This is a genomic window from Hamadaea flava (assembly GCF_024172085.1).
GTDB lineage: Bacteria > Actinomycetota > Actinomycetes > Mycobacteriales > Micromonosporaceae > Hamadaea > Hamadaea flava.
In genome coordinates this window covers 3,610,145-3,625,896 of the sequence record NZ_JAMZDZ010000001.1, presented here as the reverse complement: position 1 = coordinate 3,625,896, position 15,752 = coordinate 3,610,145, and the positions used below count along the sequence as shown (strand labels likewise).

Sequence of the window (15,752 nt, the reverse complement as noted above, 5' to 3'; positions counted from 1 at the left end):
GCCGGTCGGGAACCCGGTGAGAACATCCTCGGGTGGCGCTGCTCGAAGCTCATGACCTGACGAAGACCTTCCGCCGGCCCGAGAAGGATCCGGGTCTGCGCGGTTCGGTCAAGCACTTATTCCAACGCAGATACAGCACCAAAACGGCCGTGGGCGGAGTCAATCTGTCCATTGAGGCCGGCGAGGCTGTCGCGTACGTCGGCCCGAACGGGGCCGGCAAGTCCACCACCATCAAACTTCTCACCGGCATCGTCGAACCGACCACCGGCGAGGTGCGCATCGGCGGCCTCGTCCCGCACCGCAACCGGGTGGCCAACTCCCGCCAGATCGGCGTGCTGTTCGGCCAGCGTACGCAGTTGTGGTGGGACCTGCCCGTCCGGGAATCCCTGGCGCTCCTCCGCGACATGTACGACATGAAGCCGGATCGTTTTCGCGCTCAGTTGAAGCGCTTCGACGAAGTGCTCGGCCTGGACGAGCTGCTGCCGGTGGTGGCCCGCAAACTGTCGCTCGGCCAGCGGATGCGGGCCGACCTGGCCTGCGCCCTGCTGCACTCCCCGAGGATCGTCTTCCTCGACGAGCCGACGATCGGCCTCGACATCTCGGTCAAGGACCGGGTCAGGGAGTTCCTGCGGCAGCTCAAAGCGGACGGCACGACCATCATGCTGACCACCCACGACCTCGGTGACATCGAGGACACCTGCGAGCGCATCGTCATCATCGACGACGGCCGGATCATCTACGACGGCTCGCTGGCCGAGGTGAAGGACCAGTACGCCCGCGAGCGCCGGGTTCATCTGCAACTGGGCTCGGAGCTGACCGTCGCCGACCTGGCCGATCGGTTCCCCCAGGCGACCGTCACCGCCGGAGCCGAGGGACGCCGGGAGTTCACCGTCGCCTTCGACAAGGCGGAGCTGACCGCCGGAGCGGTGCTCGCCGGGGTCGCTCAGATCGCCGAGGTGCTCGAGGTGAAGATCGACGAACCCGCGATCGAAGACGTGGTCCGCAAGGTCTACGCCGGTGAGCTGCTCCTCGCCGACCGGAGTACGCCGTGAGGGCGTACCTGACGATGGCGCGCAACTCGATGCGCAGCACCTTCGCCTTCCGGACGGCGTTCCTGATGGCGGCCGTGGCGGCGTGTTTCCAGCTCGTCGCGACCGTCGCGTTGTGGAGCGCCCTGCTGTCCAACGGCGGCAGCATCGGCGGCTTCACCCTGCCGGAGATGAAGGCGTACCTGCTCGTCGGGTATGTCACCGGCTGGCTGGGCAACGCGATCGGGGAGTGGACGCTGGCCAACCGCATCCGCGACGGTCAGGTGGCGCTGGACCTGGTGAAGCCGATCGAGACCCAGAAGATGATGTTCGCCCAGGTCCTCGGCGGGCTGCCGATGGAACTGATCATGATTGTCACGGTCGGCGCCGGCTTCGTCCTGGTGGCCGGGCCGATGCCGGGTCCCAGCGATGTCCCCCTGCTCCTGCTGAGCCTGCTGTTCGTGATGCCGATCCGCTTCTGCATCGGGTTCCTCACGACGCAGCTCGTCTTCTGGACGCAGAACTTCCACGGTGTCGCCTGGGCGCGGAACGCGATCGGAGCGGTGCTCTCCGGCTCGCTCGTCCCGCTGTCGCTCATGCCCGGCTGGCTCCAGGTGGCCGCGGGGGTGCTGCCGTTCGCCAGCCTCACCTCGACGCCGGCGCTGATCTACCTCGGCAAGGTCTCCACCTCGACGGCGTACCTGTTGATCGGGGTGCAGGCGTTCTGGGTGGTGGCCCTCTGGTTCCTCGCCCGCGTGGCGTTCCGCGCGGCCTCCCGGCAGGTGACCGTCCATGGTGGCTGAATCTCTGGTATCGCTGCGCCGGAACACCCGGCTTTATCGCCGAAGCCTGGGCGCGGTAGTCCGGGCGGTCCTGGAGTACGTCTCCGACTTCTGGATCCTCATCGCCGCCGGGATCGTGACCCAGTCCCTGGGACTCGTCTTCCTCAGCGTCGTCATGGCCCGGGTGCCCCACCTCAACGGCTGGTCCTACCCGGAGATGGTGCTCATCTACGCGCTCGCCGGGGTCAGCTCCGGGATCGTGCCGGTCGTGTCGGACGGGATCTGGCAGCTCGCCAGCTTCATCCACAACGGCCAGCTCGACTACGCGCTGACCCGGCCGTACCCGCCGCTCCTGCAGGTCATGAGCGCCTGGGTGGGGTTCAACGGGGTGGGCGACCTCGTCGCATCGCTGGCGATGCTGACCTGGGCGCTGCTCCGGGTCGACGTGCACTGGACCCCGCTGAACATCCTGATCATGCTGGTGCTGATGCTCAGCGGGATCGCGTTGCGGCTGGCGCTGTGCGTCGTGGCGAACACGGTCTCGTTCTGGCTGCGGATGCCGATGCCGATGTTCGCGATGACCGCGTGGCAGGTCGGCGAGCTGGCTCGCTATCCGCTCGGTATCTACGGCTTCGGCCTGCGGTTCCTGCTCGGAGCGGCGGCCCCGTTCGCCTTCGCCGGGTTCTTCCCGGCGGCCTGGCTGCTCGACCGCGGCGGGTACGCCTGGCTCGGCATCCTCACCCCCGTGGTGGCCGTGGCCTGGTGGATCTTCGCCGTCTACCTCTTCAACCGCGGATTACGCCGCTACGAAAGCGCCGGGCATTAGAAGGCCGCGGATCACGGTTGTGCATGCCAAAGCGGGCGAGGTCGCATGCGTAACCGTGATCTGCAGCTCAGGGGAGAGCAGGGGTCAGGAGCGGAGGCGGGCGAAGGCGTCTACGGCACGGGTGGTGGTCCAGTGGCGGTTGTGCGCGAACGGGCCGAACCGCTGCGGGCTGAGGGAGCGTACGTCCACTTCGGCGGAACCGGACGTGATCAGCTCGGCGACCGCCTTGCCGACGCCGCCCGCGAGCGCCATGCCGTGCAGGCTCATCCCGGCGGCGGCCCAGAGGCCGGGCACGTCGGTCTGGCCGACGAGCGGTTCGCCGTCCGGCGTGAACGCCTCCGGCCCGCAGATCACCTTGATGATCTCGGGCAGGTCCCGGATCCGGCCCGACGCGGCGGCGATCAGTTCGTCGATCGGCGCGGGTGTCGCCTGCGTACGCGACTCGGCCAGCGGCGGAGCCCCGTTGAGCGGCCAGGCCGGAACCGGGGCCGACGGGTACGCCCCCAGGATCAGCCCGCCGCCGGCGCCGCGCAGGTAGAGGTTGCGGTCGGGGTCCCGCACGGTCGGCAGGGTGTCCGGGTCGAGCGGCGGATCGAACGGGGCGGTGACGGCGTACTGGTGGTTGACCGGCGCGACGGGCACGGTCGCCCCGACGAAATGGCCCAGATGCGCCGACGCGGCTCCGGCGGCCAGCACTACCGTGCCCGTCTTGAGGTCGCCCTCGGACGTCCGTACGCCGGAGACGCGTTTGTTCGAGACGGTCAGCCCGGTCACGCGTACGCCGGTGCGGACGGTCACGCCGAGCGCGGTCGCGGCGGCGGCGAGCGCGGCGGGGAGGTCTTTCGGCCGGACGAAGCCGTCGTCCGGAGTCCAGCCGACCGCCAGCACGCCCTTGTCGTTCAGCAGTGCCGGCAGCGATTCCGGCGAGCGGATCTCCAGTCCGGCGGCCCGCAACTGCTCGACGCGCTCAGGTGTGCCGGCGAGCCGGAGACCGCCGACCGGCCGCCAACCCGGATCGAGTCCCGTCTCCGCGCGCAGCCGATCGGCGAGCGCGGGCAGGTATCCGACCAGGGCGCGGGTGGCGGGCGAGCCGCGAAGTGGGGTGACGAAACCGGCGGAGTGCCAGGTCGTCCCGTCGGTGAGCTGGTGCTGTTCGAGCAGCGTGATCTCCGTCCACCCCAGACTCGCCAGGTGGTACGCGACGGAGCAGCCGACGATGCCGCCCCCGATCACTACGGCACGGGTCTCGATCGTCACCCAGAGAGATCTATCAAAGCGTACGCCGACACGCCAGACGTCGAGTGGTGCGACTGTTGACGATCGATCAGCTGACCGGTAGATCTGACGTGTGAACGAGGCACCGATGAGCATCGAGGCGTTACGGGTCGCGATCGCCGCTGAGACGGTCGATACGGTGCTCCTCGCGCTGACCGACATGCAGGGTCGCTTGCAGGGCAAACGGCTGTACGCGCCGTTCTTCCTCGACGAGGTGCTCGCCCACGGCAGCGAAGCCTGCAACTACCTGCTCGCCGTCGACGTGGAGATGAACACCGTCTCCGGGTACGCCGTCTCCGGCTGGGAGCAGGGCTACGGCGACTTCGCGATGATCCCCGACATGAGTACGCTGCGCCGCCTGCCGTGGCAGCCGGGCACCGCTCTCGTCCTCGCCGATCTCGCCTGGCTCGACCGTACGCCGGTCGCCGAGTCGCCGAGGCAGATCCTGCGCCGCCAGCTCGACCTGCTGGAGTCCGAGCACGGGCTGACCGCGTACGTGGGGACCGAGCTGGAATTCGTGGCGCACAAGGAGTCCTATGAGGACGCCCAGCGCCGGGACTACCGGACGCTGACCCCGGTCAACGGCTACAACGTCGACTACTCCGTGCTCGGCACCGCCCGGGTCGAGCCGTTGCTGCGCCGCATCCGTCAGGAGATGGCGGGCGCCGGGCTCTATCCCGAGAGCGCCAAGGGCGAGTGCAACCTGGGCCAGCACGAGATCGCGTTCCGCTACGACCAGGCGCTCACCACGGCGGACAACCACTCCGTCTACAAGAACGGGGCCAAGGAGATCGCCGCCCAGGAGGGCTGCTCGATCACGTTCATGGCCAAACCGAACGCGCGCGAGGGCAATTCATGCCACGTGCACTTCTCTCTGCGTACAAGTCGGGGAGAGCCGGTGATGAGCGGATCCGACGGCGCGTTGTCGCAGCTGGGAACCCACGTGCTCGCGGGCATGCTGGCGGCGACCCGGGACCTGTCGCTGTTCCTCGCGCCGAACGTGAACTCCTACAAGCGATTCCAGCCCGGGTCGTTCGCGCCGACCGCGCTGCGCTGGGGCCGAGACAACCGCACCTGCGCGTTGCGGCTGGTGGGGCACGGTCCGTCGCTGCGGGTCGAGCACCGCGTCCCGGGCGCGGACGTGAACCCCTATCTCGGGATCGCCGCGCTGGTCGCGGCCGCGCGGCACGGGCTGTCCGCGAAACTCGAGCTCGAGCCCGAATACACGACCAACGCGTACGCGGACAGCAGCGCGCCGCGTGTCCCCGCTACCCTGCGCGAAGCGCTGTCGGCGTGGCGGGAGTCGGCGCTCGTGCCCGGCTTCTTCGGTTCGGCGGTGGCTGATCACTACGCGCGGGCGGCGGAGGTCGAGATCGAGGCGTTCGACGCGGCCGTGACCGACTGGGAGCTGCGACGGGGGTACGAACGACTGTGAAGATTCTGAATCCGGCGACCGGGCTGCCGGTGGCCGAGGTGACCCCGACGCCGGTCGAGGGCGTGGACGACGCCGTCGCCGCAGCCCGGACGGTGTTTCCAGGGTGGGCCGCGGTGTCGCCGGGGGATCGCGCGAAGCTCCTGCGTCGCTTCGCCACCGTGGTCGACGAGCACCGGGCGGAGCTGGCCGAGCTGAGCGTGGCCGAGGCCGGGCACCCGATCTCGCTGGCCCGCTGGGAGGCCGAGCACGTCCGCGACGTGCTGAACTACTTCGCGGGCGCTCCGGAGCGGTTGCTGGGCGCGCAGATCCCCGTGGCGGGCGGCGTCACGGTGACGTTCCACGAGCCGCTGGGCGTGGTCGGCGTGATCGTCCCGTGGAACTATCCGATGCCGATCGCCGCGTGGAGTTTCGCGCCCGCGCTCGCGGCGGGCAACGCGGTGCTGCTCAAGCCGGCCGAAGCCACCCCGCTGACCGCGCTACGCCTGGCCGAGCTGGCCGTCCGCGCCGGGCTGCCCGAGGGCGTCTTCACGGTGCTGCCCGGCGAGGGTCCGGTCGCCGGCGCCCGGCTGGTCGAGCATCCGGAGGTCGCGAAGATCGGCTTCACCGGATCGACGGCGGTCGGCAAGCAGATCATGGCGACCTGCGCTCAGCAGGTCAAACGCGTCACGCTGGAGCTGGGCGGGAAGTCCGCCAACATCGTGTTCGCCGACGCCGACCTCGAACGGGCGGCCGCGACCGCGCCCGAATCGGTCTTCGACAACTCCGGGCAGGACTGCTGCGCCCGGTCGCGGCTGCTGGTTCAGCGTGAGGTCTACGACGATTTCCTGGCGTTGCTCGAACCGGCCGTCGCCGCCTGGCGGGTCGGCGACCCGAACCGCGAGGACACCCAGATGGGACCGCTGATCTCGGCGGCCCACCGCGCCCGAGTTGGCTCCTATGTGGATGAAGCTGAGGTGCTGTTCCGGGGTTCTGCCCCCGCCGGCGACGGCTTCTGGTACGCCCCGGCCGTGCTGGCCGCGGGCAGCCCCGATGCGCGCGGCTGGCGCGAAGAGGTCTTCGGCCCGGTGCTGAGCGTGCTCCCGTTCGACGACGAGGCGGAGGCGATCCGGCTGGCCAACGACACCGACTACGGGTTGTCCGGCTCGGTCTGGACCCGGGACCTCGGGCGGGCCCTGCGGGTGTCGCGCGCGGTGCAGACGGGCAACCTGAGCGTCAACTCCCACTCCAGCGTGCGCTACTGGACCCCGTTCGGTGGAATGAAGCAGTCGGGACTCGGCCGCGAACTCGGACCCGACGCCCCGCTCGCCTTCACCGAGACCAAAACCGTCTTCATCGCCCACTGACCCCATGGAGCACGTGTGAACAGGTTCGAGGGCCGCGTCGCGGTCGTCACCGGGGCGGCCAGCGGCATCGGCCTGGCCACCTCCCGTCGCCTGGCGGCGGAGGGCGCCACGGTCGTCACCGTCGACCTCGCCGACACGGCCGAGCTGGCCGCCGAGATCGGCGGCGACCCGGTCATGGCCGACATCGCCGACGAGGCAGCCGTCCAAGCCCTGTACGCCGGGGTCAAGGAGCGCCATGGCCGAGTGGACGTCGCCTTCCACAACGCCGGGATCTCCCCGCCGGACGACGACTCGATTCTGGACACCGGGCTGGACGCGTGGGAACGCGTACTGCGGATCAACACGACCAGCGTCTATCTCGGCTGCAAGTATGTGCTGCCGATCATGCTGGAACAGGGCCGGGGATCGATCGTCAACACCGCCAGCTTCGTGGCGCTGATGGGCGCGGCGACCAGCCAGATCGCGTACACGGCGAGCAAGGGCGGCGTCCTGGCGATGACCCGGGAGCTGGGCGTACAGTTCGCCCGGCAGGGCGTCCGTGTGAACGCCCTGTGTCCCGGTCCGGTGGCGACCCCACTGCTCCTGGAGCTGTTCGCCAAGGACCCCGAACGGGCGGCCCGGCGCCTGGTGCACGTCCCGATGGGCAGGTTCGCCCAACCGGAGGAGATCGCGGCCTCGGTCGCCTTCCTCGCCAGCGATGACGCATCCTTCATCACCGCTTCGCAGTTCATCGTGGATGGGGGCATCACCGGCGCGTACGTGACGCCGCTGTGAGAAGAACCGAATCGACGCACTTGAAGGCGCTGTGAGACGACCGATCATCGGGCTGACCACCTATCAGGAGCCCGCCAGCTGGGCGCTGTACCGGGACACCCCGGCCGCGCTCCTGCACGTGACCTATGTCCAGGCCATCCAGGCCGCCGGCGGGCGCCCCGTCCTGCTGCCGCCGGACGACGTGGACGCCGATGTGCTCGACGTCCTCGACGGGCTCGTCCTGACCGGTGGGGCGGACATCGACCCCGCCCGGTACGGGCAGGAGCGGCATCCGGCGACGCGGCCCAAGGCGTACCGGGACTCCGCGGAGTCGCTGCTGGCGCGGGGCGCCCTGGACCGGGACCTCCCGGTGCTGGGCGTGTGCCGGGGGATGCAGCTGCTCGCGGTGGTCACCGGCGGCTCGCTGCACCAGCATCTGCCCGATCTCGTCAGCACCAACCTGCACCGGCCGCCGCCGTTCGACCAGGTGGCGTACGGGGAGCACGCGGTGCAGGTGGACCCGCAGTCCCGGTTGCACGGGATCATGGGCGCCGTGGCGAAGACCAGTACGCTGCACCACCAGGCGGTCGCCGATCCAGGGGCGTTCACCCCCGTCGGCTGGTGCGTCGAGGACGGCGTCATCGAGGCCATGGAGTCCCCGATCCACCGGTACGCCGTCGCCGTCCAGTGGCATCCGGAGACCGATCCGGAGACCCCGCTGTTCCAGAGTTTGGTAAGCGCGTCCCAAAATCTGTGACGCGCTGCCATGATCCAGTCATGGGCCAGGTCTATCCGCACATCGACGACAGCATTCGCGACTTCCTGCTGGCGCAGCCTATGTTCTTCGTCGCGACCGCCCCGGCCGATCCGTCCGGCCACCTCAACCTGTCCCCGAAGGGGATGAGCGGCAGCTTCGCCGTGCTCGGGCCGCTGCGTTGTGCGTATCTGGAATATGGCGGAAGCGGGAATGAGACGGTCTCGCACCTGCGCGACGACCGCGAGACTGACCGCACTTCTGGCGGCTCGGGCAAGCCCTCCCCGGCGGGCGGTGGCCGCATCACCTTGATGTTCTGCGCGTTCAGCGGACCGCCGAAGATCTACCGACTGCACGGCCATGGCCGAGTGCTGTTGCCGCAGGACCCGGGATTCGAGCAGATGCTCGAGAATTTTCCGGAGCCGGCACCCGGCCTGCGCAACATCAACGTGGTCGAGGTCACGCGGGTGAGCGACTCGTGCGGCTTCGCGGTTCCGCTGATGGAGTACCAGGGCGACCGCGATCTGCTGAGCCGCTACTGGGACCGCCGCAGCCCCGAGGAGCAGGCCGAATACCGGGCCCGCAAGAACGCCACCAGCATCGATGGGGTGCCGCTCCGCTGGTAGGGTCGAGATCGTGACGGTACGCGCTCCGCTGAAGCCCGGGAAACAGTCCCCGATGCGGCAGGTGCCTGCGAAAATTCCGCGGCCGGAGTATGTCGGCCGCAAGGAGCCGAAGCGGCTCGGCACCGAGGTTCAGGACGCCGAGACGATCGAGAAGATGCGCATCGCCGGCCGCCTCGCGGCGCAGGCCACCGTCCTGGCCGGGGAGCACTGCAAGCCCGGGGTCACCACCGAGGAGATCGACCGGGTCGTCCACGAGTTCCTCTGCGACCATGGCGCCTACCCGTCCACCCTCGGCTACCGGGGCTACCCGAAGAGCTGCTGCACCAGCCTCAACGAGGTCATCTGCCACGGCATCCCGGACACCACGGTCATCGAGGACGGCGACATCATCAACGTCGACGTGACCGCGTTCATCCACGGGGTCCACGGCGACACCGACGCCACGTTCTGCGTCGGCGAGGTCTCCGAGGAGCACCGGCTGCTCGTCGAGCGCACGCACGAGGCGACCATGCGGGCCGTCAAGGCCGTGGCGCCCGGCCGGCAGATCAACGTCATCGGCCGGGTCATCGAGTCGTACGCGAAGCGGTTCGGCTACGGCGTGGTACGCCATTTCGGGGGCCACGGCATCGGCCGCGCCTTCCACAGTGGGCTGTTCGTGCCCCACTTCGACTCGCCGGGCGCGACGGAGGAGATGGTGCCGGGGATGACTTTCACCATCGAGCCGATGATCACGCTCGGGACGACCGACTTCGACATGTGGCCGGACGGCTGGACCGCGACCACCAAGGACCGGCGCTGGACGGCGCAGTTCGAGCACACCATCCTCGTCACCGAGGACGGGCACGAGATCCTGACACTGCCGTGACCGACTCTCCTGGCGGGGACGTTCCTCCGGCCGTTTCACCGGCCGGTGACGGCTCTTCGCGTGGGGGCGGCTCTCCGTATCGTGACGGCTCTTCGCGTGGGGGCGGCTCTCCGTATCGTGACGGCTCTTCGCGTGGGGGCGGCTCTTCACGGGGGGACGCCGACGCGGTTCCGGCGGCGCTGAACGAGCACCACCACGCGGACGTGACCGGCGGCTGGCTGCGCGCGGCCGTCTTCGGCGCGATGGACGGGCTCGTCACCAACATCGGCCTCATCGCCGGCGTCGGCGGCGGCGGGCTGTCCCGCGACGCGATCATCCTCACCGGCATGGCCGGCCTGGTCGCCGGCGCGATCTCGATGGCGCTGGGGGAGTACACCAGCGTCACGACCGCCAACGACCAGCTGGAGGCCGAACTCGCCAAGGAACGGCGGGAACTCGAACGCAACCCGCACGCCGAAGCCGAAGAACTCGCGCTGAACTGGATGGAGCGCGGGCTGCCGGAGGATCTGGCCCGGCAGGTGGCGCACTTCCTGAAGGACAACCCGGAGGAAGCCCTGCGGGTCCACGCCCAGGAAGAACTCGGCGTCGTCCCCGATGCGCAGCCGAGCCCGTGGACCGCCGCGATCAGCTCGTTCCTCTGCTTCTCCGTCGGCGCGCTGATCCCACTGATCTCGTTCCTGCTCGGCAGCGATTCGCTCTGGATGGCCCTGGCCATCGGCGGCGTCGGCCTGTTCGTGGCAGGCGCGCTGACCTCCCGATTCACCCACCGCAGCTGGTGGACGTCGGGGACACGGCAGCTGGTGCTGGGGCTGCTGGCGGCCGGGGCCACGTACGCGATCGGCAAGCTGATCGACGGCTCCACCACCGCCCTCTAACGCTCCCGCCGCCCCACCCTCCGCGGGCCTTTTTGGCGTGATCATGAACTAAAGGTCGTGATCAACCGGCGTGTCGCGTCCGCAGCAGCCTGATCAACTCCCCGCGGGCATGATCAACGCCAAACGGGAGGGCCCGGCGGACGCCAGGTAACGGGGTCAGCGGGTGGGGTTCAGCTTGAAGATCCGCAGCCGTCGACCGGAGCGCTCGGCGTACGCCGAATATGCGGGCCAGGTCAGCAGGAGCAGCTCCCAGAGGCGCTCCCGTTCGGGGCCTTCGGCCAGCTCGGCGCGTACCGGGATCTCCTGCCCCTTCAACAGCACGCTCGCGGCTGGGGCGGCCAGGAGGTTGCCTGACCAGGCCGGATGGTTCGGCTGTCCCCAGTTGGAGCCGATGACCACGTAGCCGTCGCCGTCCGGGACGTAGATGAGCGGCTGGCGCCGGGGCTCGCCGGATTTGCGGCCGGTCGTGGTGAGCACGAGCGACGGCAGGATGCCGAGGGCGACGACCTTGCCCTTGGTGAGGCGGGCCACCCGGATGTCCAGGGGTGGCAGGATGACCCGCATCGTCCGGGCGAACCACTGGTGACGGCCTAGGCGCTGCGCGAGCTTGACGAGCATCGCGACAGTATGCCGGGGACTACCGGCTGGTAGTCAACAGCTCCACGAGGCGGCTGCGGTAGGTCGTGTCGCCTTCGTTGGTGAGCATGTGCACCTCGCCGGCCGGCCGGAAGATCACGTTGCCGGCCTCTTCCGACACCCGCCGGGGCTCGCCGCCGTCGATCGGGTCGATCCGGTTGCTCGCACCGGCCAAGGCCATGACGAGGTAGGGGTTCTCGTGTCGGTGCCACATCTGCGACTCGCCCGGCGCCAGGGTGATCTCCCAGACGCGTACGTGCTCGTTCTCGAAGACGACCTGTTGGCCGACCGGGCCGAGCTGGATCTCGCGGACGTCGGTCACGATGCGCTCCTTGCGGGGGTGGGGGCCATGAGCAGGCCGTGTAGCTGTGCGCTGGCCTCGGCGACCTCGGTGAGGTGCGCGCTGGGGCCGAGCTCGCGCGGGCGGGGGATCTTCACCTCGACCACGTCGCGTACGCGGCCGGGCCGGGAGCTGAGCACGACGACGCGGTCGGCGAGCAGCACGGCCTCCTCGATCGAGTGCGTCACGAGGACGATGGTGGTCTTGCGGCTCATGTGCACTCGTTGCAGCTCTTCGCCGAGTTCGATGCGGGTCAGCGAGTCGAGCGCCGAGAACGGTTCATCCATGAGCAGTACGCGAGGCTCGGTGACCAGGGCGCGGCACAGCGCGACCCGCTGCTGCATCCCGCCCGACAGCTCGTGCGGCAGCCGGTTCTCGAAGCCGCCCAGTCCGGCCAGCTCCAGGAGGTCCCGGGCGCGACGGCGGCCCTCGTCGTTGCGCTCCTTGCTGATCTCCAGGGGGAGCATGACGTTGTTCAGCACGTTCCGCCACGGCAGCAGAGCCGGGCGCTGGAACATCATGGCGACGTCGCTTCGCGGCTTCGTCACGGCTGCCCCGTCCACGGCCACCGTGCCGGTCGTCGGCGGCAGGAGTCCGGCGATGAGGCGCAGCAAAGTGGACTTTCCGCAGCCCGAGCGGCCGATGACGGCGACGCACTCTCCATCGTGGATGTTGAGATTGAGGTCGGCGAGCGCCTCGACGACGCCCTTGCCGCTACGGAATGTCTGCGACACTCCTTCTACTGTGATCACGGCGTACGCCTTCCGGTCGAGGCTGGACGGACTGGCAGAGTTTAGCGCTCCCACCATTTCTGGGATTATTCGTGGCCGTTCCGAGACGTGGGCAAAGCTGTCCACCGAGGATGGTGAGTTCTAGGCTGTGCGGTTGGACGGGATCTATCAAGATCCGAAAGCACCGGAAGGAACCCCCTCATGACGACGCTGACTCGACGGTCTGCGCTGGTGGCGGCCCTCGGCGCGGGTATCGCCGCGGCGACTGCCGCTTGCTCGGACTCTTCCTCCGACGATCCAGCTCCTCAGTCCTCCGGCAACGGCAGCACCGACAAAGTTAACTACGTAACATCGTTCGGGACGTTCGGTCGCGAGGCGTACGCCTATGTGGCCAAGAAGAAGGGCTTCTTCACCGAAGCCGGTCTGGACGTCTCGATCAAGCCCGGCAACGGCAGTGGCGACAACATCAAGCTCCTGGCCGGTGGCCAGGCGGACTTCGTCGTCGTCGACTTCGCCGCGGTCGCGATCGCGGTCGGCAAGGGCCAGGCGTCGGGCCTGGTCGGCATCTCCGCGGTCCTCCAGCGCTCGCTCGCGGGCGTCATGACGCTGGACGGCTACGGCATCAGCGCGCCCAAGGACCTCGAGGGCAAGAAGATCGGCGACCCCTCGGGTTCGATCATCGGCACGCTGTTCCCGACGTACGCCAAGCTCGCCGGGATCGACGCGAGCAAGGTGCAGTTCGTGAACCTGCCCGCGCCGAACCTGCCCGCCGCGCTCGCCAGCAAGAGCGTCGACGCGATCGGCCAGTTCATCGTGGGTAAGCCGACCATCGAGGCGGCCTCGGGCGGCAAGACCGCGGTCTCGCTGTCGTACAGCGACTTCCTCACCGACCTGTACGGCAACACCGTCCTCGCGACGGAGAAGATGACCAAGGAGAAGCCCGACCTCGTCAAGCGCTTCAACGGCGCGCTGATGAAGGGCCTCAAGTACGCGGTCGACAACCCGGACGAGGCCGGCCAGATCCTGGCGGGCGAGGTCCCGACGGCGAAGGCGGCGACCGCCTCGGCCGAGCTGAAGATCATGGCGTCCTTCGTCCGGGGTTCGTCCTCGGTCATCGGCGCGCTGGAGCAGGACCGCGTCGCCCGCGCGCTCGCGATCCTCTCCGGCTCGGGCACCATTCCCACTTCGCTCAAGCCCGAGCAGATCGTGTCCTTCGACATGACGCCGAAGGCCTGACCGGCCGGTTAAGCGCGCCGGGGCCGCGAAAGCCCGGCGTTGACGCAAACGGGGTCTCCGGCTGCCGATCGGGCGCCGGAGACCCCGCATGATGGCAAGGAGAGCCCATGACGAGGATCCGCTCGCTGGCGCTGGTCGTCTATCCGCTGCTCGGATCGGCGTTGCTCGTACTCGCGTGGTGGGCCGGCGTGCGAGTGTTCCACCCGCCGAAGATCGTGCTGCCGCCGCCCGGTGGCGTCCTTGACGCGTACGGCCAGAAGACCGGGTATCTCTGGCAGATGGCCTGGGTGAGCACCTGGGAGATCCTGCTCGGCTTCGCCATCGCCACCGTCGGTGGCATGGTGATCGGCTTGGTGTTGTTCAGCTCGCGCATGGTGGACCAGACGTTTTCGCCGCTGCTCGTCGCCGTCAACGCGGTTCCGAAGATCGCGCTGGCGCCGGTGATGATGGTCTGGCTCGGGCTGACCTACCAAGCCCGGCTGGCCATGGTGGTGCTGCTGTGCTTCTTCCCGATCGTGCTCGGCATGACCGCCGGCCTGCGCAGCACACCCGCCGAACTGGCCGAGTTGGCCCGGGCGATCCGGGCCTCCCGTTGGCAGACTTTTGTGAAGATCCGGCTGCCGGGAGCACTGCCTCAGTTGTTCACCGGCCTGAAGGTGGCTATGCCGCTGGCCGCGGTCGGTTCGACGATCGGCGAGTTGATCGGCGGTGACAGCGGCCTGGGGTACGTCATTACCGCCGCCAGCGGACAGACGGACATGGAGTTGATGTTCGCCGCGCTGATCATGCTCGCTCTCGTGAGCGTCGCGCTGTACCTGCTCGTCGAGGCGATCGAGTGGCTGCTGCTGCCCTGGGTCCGGAGCGTCACCGCCTGACCCACCCCGCCCCTACATACAGATCAGGGATATGCATCTTTCCGAGCACCTCGGAAGCCTGCATATCCCTGATCTGCTGCTGAGAAGGGCTCAGGAGGCGAGCCGCCACCGTCCGCCCCGGACGACCAGCAGCGTGAGCGTCTGCGGCATCACGGCGGAGTGGTCGTCGGGCCGGAAGCTCAACGGTCCGGTGAACCCGTCGATCTGCAGGAAGTCCAGCGTGTCCCGCAGGCTCGCCCGGCTGGTGCTGCCGGACCGGTTGGCCGCCTCGACGAGCAGCTCCAGCGCGTCGGCCGCGTAGGAGGCGTACCCGCTGTAGCCGCCGTAGCTGGCGGTGTAGTCCCGGAACCACTGCTGCCGGAAGGACTTCGCCGGGTTGGTCGCGATGACCTCGTCGATGACCATCGTCTGCGGGAAGGCCATCAGCGCGCCTTCGGCGGCGTGCGCGGTGGCCTTGTTGAAGAACAGGTCGCCGCCTGCCCCGGTGTCGAACAGCAGCTTGCCCTTGAAGCCGGTGGCGCGCGCGTCGACCGCGATCTCCCCGGCGACCGAGGCGCCCGTCCAGGCGATCAGCGCGTCCGGGTGCTCGTCCAGCGCCGTCGAGACCGTCTGGCTGAACTCGGTGGCGGTGACCGAGACCTCGCGGGAGGTCAGCAGGTCGATGCCCGCATTCTTCAGCGCGTCGGTGAGGGCTTCCTCGCCGTCGTCGCCGTACTGGTCGTTCGTCGTGATCAGCGAGACCTTCTTGACCCGGGTCGAGCTGAGCTGCGCGACCAGGGCGGCCGCGCCGTCCTTGGCGTTCGGTCCGACCTTGAAGACGAACTTGCCCGCCTTGTCGGTGTCGGCCAGCTCGCTCGCGCCGGCCAGCGACAGCAGCGGGATGCCCTTCTGCGTCACCGCCGCCGACGACGCCAGCGCGCACTCGCCGCAGGCGCCGGTGATGATGGCGCTGATCTCCGAGTCGGCGGCCAACGCCGCGATGTTCGACTGGGACAGGCTCTTGTCGCTGCGGTTGTCGCGGTAGACGACGCGGATCGGCCGATCGCCGGTCGCGTTCAACTGCTCCACTCGCAGCCGGAGGGCACGCTCGAAGGCGGTCCCCATTTCGGCGTACGCCCCGGACAGCTCGAGGTCCGCTCCGATGACCAATTCATCGGGCTTACTCGGTGTGAGGGGTGAACTGCATGCCGTCGCGGCCAGCAGCGTCGCCAGCGAAATCACTGTGGATAGACGGGCGCGTACGCGTGCCATCGGACTCCCTCTCGGTCAACCGAGCACACCTTGCCAGCCCTGCCATAGCGGGTCAAGTCGGGGTGCCCTAGTCTGTCGACTTCAGACAGTCCACTTTATGATCTTCGCGGGGCGACGGAGG

17 protein-coding genes are annotated in these 15,752 nt (G+C 68.9%); 12 read left to right on the top strand and 5 right to left on the bottom strand.

Features of this window, described 5'->3' with window-relative positions; translation table 11 throughout:
- Nucleotides 1-32 precede the first annotated feature (32 nt).
- From HDA40_RS16925 to HDA40_RS16915, 3 genes are read left to right on the top strand one after another with little or no spacing between them, the layout of a single operon-like run.
- Entirely contained in the window at nucleotides 33-1,052 is a 1,020-nt protein-coding gene (locus HDA40_RS16925; protein WP_253756924.1) for an ABC transporter ATP-binding protein, read from the top strand.
- On the top strand, nucleotides 1,049-1,831 hold the full coding sequence (locus HDA40_RS16920; protein ID WP_253756922.1) for an ABC transporter permease: 783 nt from the start codon (nucleotides 1,049-1,051) through the stop codon (nucleotides 1,829-1,831). Before HDA40_RS16925 ends, HDA40_RS16920 begins: the two co-directional genes overlap by 4 nt.
- The gene (locus tag HDA40_RS16915; RefSeq protein ID WP_253756919.1) at nucleotides 1,821-2,636 is read left to right on the top strand and encodes an ABC transporter permease; all 816 of its coding nucleotides are present in this window, start codon (nucleotides 1,821-1,823) and stop codon (nucleotides 2,634-2,636) included. The genes HDA40_RS16920 and HDA40_RS16915 overlap by 11 nt, the downstream gene beginning before the upstream one ends.
- Nucleotides 2,637-2,720: 84 nt before the next feature.
- Here HDA40_RS16915 and HDA40_RS16910 read toward each other — a convergent pair whose 3' ends face one another.
- The gene (locus tag HDA40_RS16910) at nucleotides 2,721-3,893 is read right to left on the bottom strand and encodes an NAD(P)/FAD-dependent oxidoreductase (RefSeq protein WP_253756917.1); all 1,173 of its coding nucleotides are present in this window, start codon (nucleotides 3,891-3,893) and stop codon (nucleotides 2,721-2,723) included.
- A gap of 106 nt (nucleotides 3,894-3,999) precedes the next feature.
- Here HDA40_RS16910 and HDA40_RS16905 point away from each other — a divergent pair, with 106 nt between their 5' ends.
- The 7 genes from HDA40_RS16905 (at nucleotide 4,000) to HDA40_RS16875 (ending at nucleotide 10,562) form a co-directional block, all read left to right on the top strand.
- Nucleotides 4,000-5,346 carry a glutamine synthetase family protein gene (locus HDA40_RS16905; protein WP_253756914.1) on the top strand — a complete coding sequence of 449 codons (1,347 nt, stop codon included), beginning with the start codon at nucleotides 4,000-4,002 and terminating at the stop codon, nucleotides 5,344-5,346.
- A complete protein-coding gene (locus HDA40_RS16900; protein WP_253756911.1) occupies nucleotides 5,343-6,689 on the top strand; it encodes an aldehyde dehydrogenase family protein in 1,347 nt (448 codons plus the stop codon). The genes HDA40_RS16905 and HDA40_RS16900 overlap by 4 nt, the downstream gene beginning before the upstream one ends.
- Nucleotides 6,690-6,704: 15 nt before the next feature.
- Nucleotides 6,705-7,463: a 3-oxoacyl-ACP reductase gene (locus HDA40_RS16895; RefSeq protein WP_253756909.1), complete on the top strand. Its 759-nt coding sequence runs from the start codon at nucleotides 6,705-6,707 to the stop codon at nucleotides 7,461-7,463.
- A 31-nt stretch (nucleotides 7,464-7,494) separates the two neighbouring features.
- Nucleotides 7,495-8,199, top strand: coding sequence for a gamma-glutamyl-gamma-aminobutyrate hydrolase family protein (locus HDA40_RS16890; protein WP_253756906.1), 705 nt, complete (start codon nucleotides 7,495-7,497; stop codon nucleotides 8,197-8,199).
- A gap of 20 nt (nucleotides 8,200-8,219) precedes the next feature.
- The gene (locus tag HDA40_RS16885) at nucleotides 8,220-8,822 is read left to right on the top strand and encodes a pyridoxamine 5'-phosphate oxidase family protein (RefSeq protein WP_253756903.1); all 603 of its coding nucleotides are present in this window, start codon (nucleotides 8,220-8,222) and stop codon (nucleotides 8,820-8,822) included.
- Between the two features lie 10 nt (nucleotides 8,823-8,832).
- A complete protein-coding gene (gene map, locus HDA40_RS16880) occupies nucleotides 8,833-9,687 on the top strand; it encodes a type I methionyl aminopeptidase (RefSeq protein WP_253756901.1) in 855 nt (284 codons plus the stop codon).
- A gap of 203 nt (nucleotides 9,688-9,890) precedes the next feature.
- Nucleotides 9,891-10,562 (top strand): VIT1/CCC1 transporter family protein, encoded by a 672-nt coding sequence (locus HDA40_RS16875; RefSeq protein WP_253756898.1) that lies wholly within the window; start codon nucleotides 9,891-9,893, stop codon nucleotides 10,560-10,562.
- A 156-nt stretch (nucleotides 10,563-10,718) separates the two neighbouring features.
- On the opposite strand, the gene HDA40_RS16870 is transcribed toward HDA40_RS16875, so the two are convergent.
- Genes HDA40_RS16870 through HDA40_RS16860 form a run of 3 tightly spaced genes read right to left on the bottom strand, consistent with a single transcriptional unit; the run spans nucleotide 10,719 to nucleotide 12,290 of the window.
- Nucleotides 10,719-11,180, bottom strand: a complete 462-nt coding sequence (locus tag HDA40_RS16870; protein ID WP_253756895.1) for a nitroreductase/quinone reductase family protein — start codon at nucleotides 11,178-11,180, stop codon at nucleotides 10,719-10,721.
- Nucleotides 11,181-11,199: 19 nt separating this feature from the next.
- A complete protein-coding gene (locus HDA40_RS16865) occupies nucleotides 11,200-11,520 on the bottom strand; it encodes a cupin domain-containing protein (protein WP_253756893.1) in 321 nt (106 codons plus the stop codon).
- Nucleotides 11,517-12,290, bottom strand: a complete 774-nt coding sequence (locus HDA40_RS16860; RefSeq protein ID WP_253756891.1) for an ABC transporter ATP-binding protein — start codon at nucleotides 12,288-12,290, stop codon at nucleotides 11,517-11,519. The genes HDA40_RS16865 and HDA40_RS16860 overlap by 4 nt, the downstream gene beginning before the upstream one ends.
- A gap of 180 nt (nucleotides 12,291-12,470) precedes the next feature.
- On the opposite strand from HDA40_RS16860, the gene HDA40_RS16855 reads away from it, so the two are divergent.
- Together HDA40_RS16855 and HDA40_RS16850 are read left to right on the top strand one after the other, a co-directional pair.
- Nucleotides 12,471-13,505: an ABC transporter substrate-binding protein gene (locus HDA40_RS16855; RefSeq protein ID WP_253756889.1), complete on the top strand. Its 1,035-nt coding sequence runs from the start codon at nucleotides 12,471-12,473 to the stop codon at nucleotides 13,503-13,505.
- A 107-nt stretch (nucleotides 13,506-13,612) separates the two neighbouring features.
- Nucleotides 13,613-14,380 carry an ABC transporter permease gene (locus HDA40_RS16850; RefSeq protein WP_253756886.1) on the top strand — a complete coding sequence of 256 codons (768 nt, stop codon included), beginning with the start codon at nucleotides 13,613-13,615 and terminating at the stop codon, nucleotides 14,378-14,380.
- A 90-nt stretch (nucleotides 14,381-14,470) separates the two neighbouring features.
- On the opposite strand, the gene HDA40_RS16845 is transcribed toward HDA40_RS16850, so the two are convergent.
- On the bottom strand, nucleotides 14,471-15,631 hold the full coding sequence (locus HDA40_RS16845) for an ABC transporter substrate-binding protein (protein WP_253756883.1): 1,161 nt from the start codon (nucleotides 15,629-15,631) through the stop codon (nucleotides 14,471-14,473).
- Nucleotides 15,632-15,752: the final 121 nt, after the last annotated feature.